This is a genomic window from Yersinia sp. 2542 StPb PI (genome assembly GCF_048593855.1).
Classification (GTDB): Bacteria; Pseudomonadota; Gammaproteobacteria; order Enterobacterales; family Enterobacteriaceae; genus Yersinia; species Yersinia enterocolitica_E.
This window is the reverse complement of the sequence record NZ_JAZGQA010000042.1, coordinates 21861-27860: the sequence shown is the minus strand read 5'-3', so window position 1 is coordinate 27860 and position 6000 is coordinate 21861. Positions and strand designations below refer to the sequence as shown.

The following is a 6000-nucleotide window of genomic DNA, read 5'->3' as shown; positions in this document are numbered from 1 at the left end:
ATCCGACTTATATAAAAAAATACCGACAGTAATGGCGGTGACTAACCTGATATACCGTTTTTGCTGTAAGAAAAACTGCGGATGTTGCTGTTTTAAAGTCAATATCTGTGACGGTGTTAAATGATGAGCCAACATTATGAAGCTCCTTCCACAACGTGCTGACGTAATTTACCCGAGGTATAATCCAACAGCGATACCACAATAATAATCAGCAGCAATGTCATGCTCACCTGATCATAACGGTCCAATTTTATTGACGTCATCAGCTCCTGCCCAATCCCACCAGCACCAACCAGTCCTAGAATGGTCGATTGGCGGAAATTAATCTCCAGACGCATAAAGCTATAAGAGAGAAATATCGGTTTTACCTGTGGCCACAGCGCAAAACGCATTCGTTGTAATTTACCCGCACCACAGGCCGCCAGCCCACGCACTGGTTTATCAGATGCCGTTTCAAGCGATTCATAAAACAACTTAGTCAGACTGCCAATCGTATGTAATGCCAGTGCCAGAAAACCGGGAATTGCCCCGATACCAAAAGCCATAACAAACATCACTGCCCATGCCAATTCCGGCATGGTGCGTAAAAATGCCACAAAAGTTCGAATAGATAACCGTAACCAAGGCGGGCTTTGAGTATTATTCGCAGCCAGGAAGGCCAAGATAACCGCAACCACCACGGATAAAATAGTGGATGCTACCGCCAATTGCAGTGTTTCCCAAATCAGTGGCAACTGTATGGGTAACCGATAACCCCAATAAGCCAGAGAACCCTCCGTGTGACCATCGGCAAGTAAATTGTGCCAATGGAGTACCGGTATCGTTTCGGCTAGATAATCAAAAAAATGTGGTATGGAAATAAAAACAGTATGTAAATTAAACTCAGCAATACTTCCAGCACCCAGATAAATAATTGCCAGCGTTAATGACCAAATCAACGTTTCACGTTTTTGTTTACCGCGAATCTGCTGGTAGTAGTGGTTAAAATCAGTATTCAAAATAAGCTACCACCTAAAAGCAATAGCTCCGGCAAGCCAGAGCTATTTCGTTTTATCCGCCGGACCGAATTAACGATCACCTTTGGTTAATTCACGCTTCATATCAATGATAGTTTGATACTCGCTGAGGGATGTTTCACCAATATGCTGTTTGCCACCCATCGCTTTAATGAAACAACCGTGATCCTCTTTATCCAGTTTTTTAACCGCGGCGACTAATTGCGCTTTAAATTCAGGCGGTAATGCACTGCGGACAAGAATCGGGCCGTTGGGGATCAGTGGCGACTGCCAGATGATACGGATCTGTTTCATTAAATCCGGGTGATCCATACGAATCATGCGCGTAAATGCACCACTGGTATAACCGGTGTTATAGTCACCGATCATGGAAGCCCAGGTGACAGCACCGGCGAATTGTCCGTTAATGACACCCAGAATATCTTGTTCATGACCACCAGAGAATGTCACGCTAGAGAAGAAGTCGTTATATTTATTATCCGGTGTTCCACCAAATTTCTGTTTAAAACTTTGATTAGGGATTAAAAAACCGGAGGTTGAATCTGGGTCAGCAAAACCGAACGCTTTACCTTTCAAATCTTCAATTTTCTGATAAGGGCTATCCGCTTTCACCACAACCACAGAGTGATAACCGCGTGATTTGTCAGTATCATCGATAGCAATACCTACAATATCAACGGCTTTAGGATCTTTAATATAAACAGAGGCAAAAGAGGAAGGAGACATACTTAATACCAAGTCAATCTTCCCACCTAATAGGCCTTGTATTACGCCAGAATAGTCTGATGCATTATGCAAGTTTGTTTTTACATTTAACTCTTTATCTAAAAACTCTTTGACACACATATTATCGCCAATTTGTTGTGTCGCATTCTGCCCACCAAGAATACCCAGATTAATTTCTTTTGGTGCATCCGCTGCTGTAGCATTAAATACTATCAAACTTGCCACTAATGAGGTAAGACAAAGTACTTTTTTCATTAAAATAACCTATTCTGATAAAGGGATAAGTGGGGATTAATGCAAAAGCTCAGTGGATTCGTCGCTGTAAATATCTTGAATAATAGAATCATTTAACAGTGAAGGATGCCCATCAAAGACAATCCGCCCGTGGGCAATCCCAATCACTCGGGTGCAATAGTCTTTCACCAAATCAACAGAGTGTAAGTTCACAATCACAGCAATATCGTTTTCACTTATTTTCTGTAATGTATTCATAATGCGGGTTGTGTTTTTTGGATCTAAAGAAGCGACAGGTTCATCAGCCAATAATATTTTGGGGTTTTGCATCATGGCGCGGCAAATGGCCACCCGTTGCATTTGGCCGCCAGAGAGATTCTCTGCACGCTGCAACGCATGGGGTAACATATTAAGCCATTGTAATAACTCAATTGCTCTAGCCCGATCTTCATCAGCAAATATTTTGAAAAATGATTTAAACGTGGAGGTGTAACTCAGGCGGCCTAACAAAACATTAGTAATAACATCAAGGCGGGGGACCAAACAGAAATCTTGGAAAATCATGCCGCATTTTGCGCGCCATTTACGCATCTGCTTGGTTGTTAGTGCTGCAATATTTTGCGTATCGCCATTGTCATGGTAATTAATAATTTCACCCGCACTGCTGGGGATCGTGCCATTTAAAACATGTAATAATGTTGATTTCCCGGCACCGGAGCGGCCAATAATTGCAACAAATTCACCGGCATGGAGTTCAAAATTAATATCATCCAGCACGCGGTGTTGTGATTGGTACGCTTTAACTAATCCCTTAACGGCAAGTACCTTCTTACGCGGTTCTTGCACCGCAGCCGGATAGTCAGCCACAGTGAATTTGCGTAATGCCTGGCCCATAACATGTCTCTCAGATTGCCTGTCGTCATGAGCTATTAACGGATAATTCTATTGCATCTTGATGAAAGTTTTATGAGAGAAAGGTGACAAAAAATAGCCACCTTTCTTATACTTTACTCAATTACAGGATATTGATGAGTATCTAACTTCTTAATTTACGGTAGACGAACAGTACAACCAGTGAACCAATAACCGCCACGACAAAGCTACCAAAATTAAACCCATCAACTTTGCCCATACCAAANAAGACACTAATATAGCCCCCCACCAGGGCACCGACCACGCCAAGGATTACGGTCATAATAAAGCCACCGCCATCCTCTCCGGGCATAATCCATTTAGCCAAAACACCGGCGATAAGACCAAAAATAATCCAAGATAGTATGCCCATAAACACCTCCATAAAATTAATATTTGCTGATAACTGATTTGACTACCCACTGTTGTTGATCCGCCTTTCAGCTTTGCGTTCAATCTTAAACATAGGTCTCAGGTAAACATAACGGGCTTAACCTGACAGTCTTAAAGCAGCTAACATCATTAAGTTAAGACCCGATTAACAAAATCTGCAAATCAGACCAGCCAAGTTAAATACAAATCAAATAACCGGCTGTCGCGGGGTGAAAACATGATTAATTCCCTGCTGTTGTAGCTTTTTCAATAAATCATATCCACCATTTGGCACACTATGCGCAAACTCTCGTTCGCTTGTAAAAACAGGGCTGACCCAATACATATTAACCGGATCACCTTGTTGAAGAGGTAGAGTAAGATTGTCTGCATCAGCATATAACGCTGATGATAAAATATAGCCTTCATAACCCTTAGGGGCGACAGCCGACTCCAGTGTATGCCCTTCGCCAAGCCAGGTTATTTTACTCCAGGGAACGTGGGCAAATCCTGCCAGCGCACTGGCCATGTGAATAGCGTTGTCTTCGTTGACATATTGGCTATCAATTGCAATCGCCATTTCCAAGCGCCGGTATTTAGCTGCATCATCATTAAATAATATTTCAACCCATGGCTGAGGACGAATACTGACCCCCACGGTCAGAAAGTAATATATTCCCTCTTTCTCATGTTGAGAGATGGCCATTGGCGGCCACGTCCCCTGATCGATGGCATAATATTTTACCGATGGACCGAAGTGCTGTTCATAATATTGAATATATTCAGCTTGTAATGCAGGCCACGGATTTCCCTCTTCCTGTTGCCAGGCCCGCCAAAATTGACGAGTATGTTGCGCATTGGCATATTGTGTATTCGTTGAAGCTGACCCCAGAGGTAATGTCAGGGGATTATCTTTAATACAACTGGCGGAATAGCAAATTGAGTGATCAATATAGAGGCTCCAGCCAGGAATAATTGCTAACAGTTGTCCCTGATACCACAATGCCGCACCGTCGTCACTTTCAGACCAGACTATCGTAATATATTGCGCATCCAGCTCCGCCTCACCCGCCACATTACGGCAGAACTCTGCGGCTAATCGTGGGGCCAACCCTTGTTCAAGGGCGGTATTATCAGCCGATTGTGGCGCAGCAACCAGATTTCTCACCCAACAAGCACGCACGGGAAAACGCTCTTCAAATGCCTCCTGCGGATAAATATAGAAGTAAACAACCCGATTATCCTGTTGCACCACAGCAACCAATGTCTGGTTTTCATTACTGACTTCGGCCAGTACCTCAGATTCTTTCATATCGCCTCAACTGTATCGGCAAAGGGTTTCAGGCGAAACATACTGTATTGCCTGCTGTAAAATAAGCCTATTAGCGGAACACAGATAATCTCATGCTAATAACTTTAATACTGGTAGTGTAAAGCATGGCATAGTGTAAAACGTCTTATCCCTTTAAATCATCAGCAAAAGTCTCAAAAATACGCCGAATGCGATTATTATTTGAATCTTATTTTTTATAATCGATTCAATATGATCCTATAGTGACCGATCGTAATTATAGACTGTCACCTCAATACCTATAACCAATAGTTGATAGTCTACAGCCTGAATTCACGCTAAAATAAAACCATTATTTCTCGCAGAATTGAGGGTTCACATGGCATATATACCGAAGAATTACACCCGGCTGGAAAGTCGCTATCGGGAGAAAGCACTGAAAATTTTTCCGTGGGTCTGCGGTAAATGTTCACGAGAGTTTGTTTATTCCAATCTGCGAGAGCTGACGGTTCACCATATTGACCATGATCATAGCAATAACCCAGAAGATGGCAGCAATTGGGAGATGTTATGCCTTTTTTGCCATGATCATGAACACTCTAAATACACCGAAGCAGACCAATATGGGTCGACTGTGATTGCCGGGGATGATGCCCAGAATGATCAGGGTGTTGCTACCCATAATCCATTCGCCAACCTAAAGTCTTTGATGAAGAAATAACGCTGTCTGGCCGTGGTATGCAACACGGCCGACATGACATCACCATCGGCTAAAAACCTAATAGCTGCCGGTAAGATTGCGTTTCTTGTTGTTGTGGCAATAGTCCTAATTTATCGGCTAACTGTTGGCATTCGACTTTAAGGCTATCCAGGGCCGTAGCATCATCAGTCATGATGGCTATTTCGGCAAAGTCGCCAAGACCCGCCAAGCTATCAACCGTGACATGAAACTTTCCAATAAAGTAGATACTCCGTATTTTTTCCAGCATAAATGCTGGCTGATAGCCTAACGTCGCCAGCATGCTTTGAACCTTGGTTATATCCTCAATATTGCTGGCCTCACAGCGTTCAGTTCCCGGCCCTTTTACTATCCATAAACGAATACCTGACGGGTTCATCTCACGTAAAACCATACTGACCTGTTTAGCCGCTAAATCACCGCCGTTGGCTTCCAGATAGATATCTTTTTCATGATTATTGAGGGTAAATGGCAATGCTTGATGTAATGCTAGTTGTTCATGTAATTGGCTGATGTTCGATAGATGGAACTTTAACTCAACTTCATATTTACCAACAAAATGCTCACTCATAAATGCCTTACTAATCAGTGTAATCATTAAACCCGATCCTATACCTCATCACGTAATGATCAAAATACTTATCAATATCCCCATGGCTCAACCTAGCCTTGATACGCTGAATAATTTTCTGATTAATCATTAATGTTGG

General features: G+C 42.7%; 7 protein-coding genes and 1 pseudogene. 1 reads left to right on the top strand and 7 read right to left on the bottom strand.

Annotation, left to right across the window (positions count from 1 at the left end):
• The 6 genes and pseudogenes from V1952_RS07790 to V1952_RS07765 form a co-directional block, all read right to left on the bottom strand.
• Positions 1-135 (bottom strand): annotated as a pseudogene (locus tag V1952_RS07790) (phosphonate ABC transporter, permease protein PhnE); the annotation flags it as partial.
• Positions 135-998 carry a phosphonate ABC transporter, permease protein PhnE gene (gene phnE, locus V1952_RS07785; protein ID WP_372558398.1) on the bottom strand — a complete coding sequence of 288 codons (864 nt, stop codon included), beginning with the start codon at positions 996-998 and terminating at the stop codon, positions 135-137. The pseudogene V1952_RS07790 and the gene phnE, both read right to left, overlap by 1 nt.
• A gap of 69 nt (positions 999-1067) precedes the next feature.
• Positions 1068-1997 carry a phosphonate ABC transporter substrate-binding protein gene (gene phnD / locus V1952_RS07780; RefSeq protein WP_420074576.1) on the bottom strand — a complete coding sequence of 310 codons (930 nt, stop codon included), beginning with the start codon at positions 1995-1997 and terminating at the stop codon, positions 1068-1070.
• Positions 1998-2033: 36 nt separating this feature from the next.
• On the bottom strand, positions 2034-2870 hold the full coding sequence (gene phnC, locus V1952_RS07775) for a phosphonate ABC transporter ATP-binding protein (RefSeq protein WP_083159494.1): 837 nt from the start codon (positions 2868-2870) through the stop codon (positions 2034-2036).
• Positions 2871-3012: 142 nt separating this feature from the next.
• On the bottom strand, positions 3013-3261 hold the full coding sequence (locus V1952_RS07770) for a GlsB/YeaQ/YmgE family stress response membrane protein (RefSeq protein ID WP_420074575.1): 249 nt from the start codon (positions 3259-3261) through the stop codon (positions 3013-3015).
• A 207-nt stretch (positions 3262-3468) separates the two neighbouring features.
• On the bottom strand, positions 3469-4572 hold the full coding sequence (locus V1952_RS07765) for a suppressor of fused domain protein (RefSeq protein WP_372558395.1): 1104 nt from the start codon (positions 4570-4572) through the stop codon (positions 3469-3471).
• A gap of 358 nt (positions 4573-4930) precedes the next feature.
• Here V1952_RS07765 and yajD point away from each other — a divergent pair, with 358 nt between their 5' ends.
• A complete protein-coding gene (yajD, locus tag V1952_RS07760) occupies positions 4931-5272 on the top strand; it encodes an HNH nuclease YajD (protein WP_420074574.1) in 342 nt (113 codons plus the stop codon).
• Between the two features lie 49 nt (positions 5273-5321).
• On the opposite strand, the gene V1952_RS07755 is transcribed toward yajD, so the two are convergent.
• Positions 5322-5861, bottom strand: coding sequence for a class IV adenylate cyclase (locus tag V1952_RS07755; RefSeq protein WP_372559848.1), 540 nt, complete (start codon positions 5859-5861; stop codon positions 5322-5324).
• Positions 5862-6000: the final 139 nt, after the last annotated feature.

Coding starts and splice junctions, on each gene's coding strand:
- V1952_RS07765 (WP_372558395.1), bottom strand. CDS start 4,572: ATGAAAGAATCTGAGGTACTGGCCGAAGTCAGTAATGAAAACCAGACA.
- phnD (WP_420074576.1), bottom strand. CDS start 1,997: ATGAAAAAAGTACTTTGTCTTACCTCATTAGTGGCAAGTTTGATAGTA.
- yajD (WP_420074574.1), top strand. CDS start 4,931: ATGGCATATATACCGAAGAATTACACCCGGCTGGAAAGTCGCTATCGG.
- V1952_RS07755 (WP_372559848.1), bottom strand. CDS start 5,861: ATGAGTGAGCATTTTGTTGGTAAATATGAAGTTGAGTTAAAGTTCCAT.
- phnC (WP_083159494.1), bottom strand. CDS start 2,870: ATGGGCCAGGCATTACGCAAATTCACTGTGGCTGACTATCCGGCTGCG.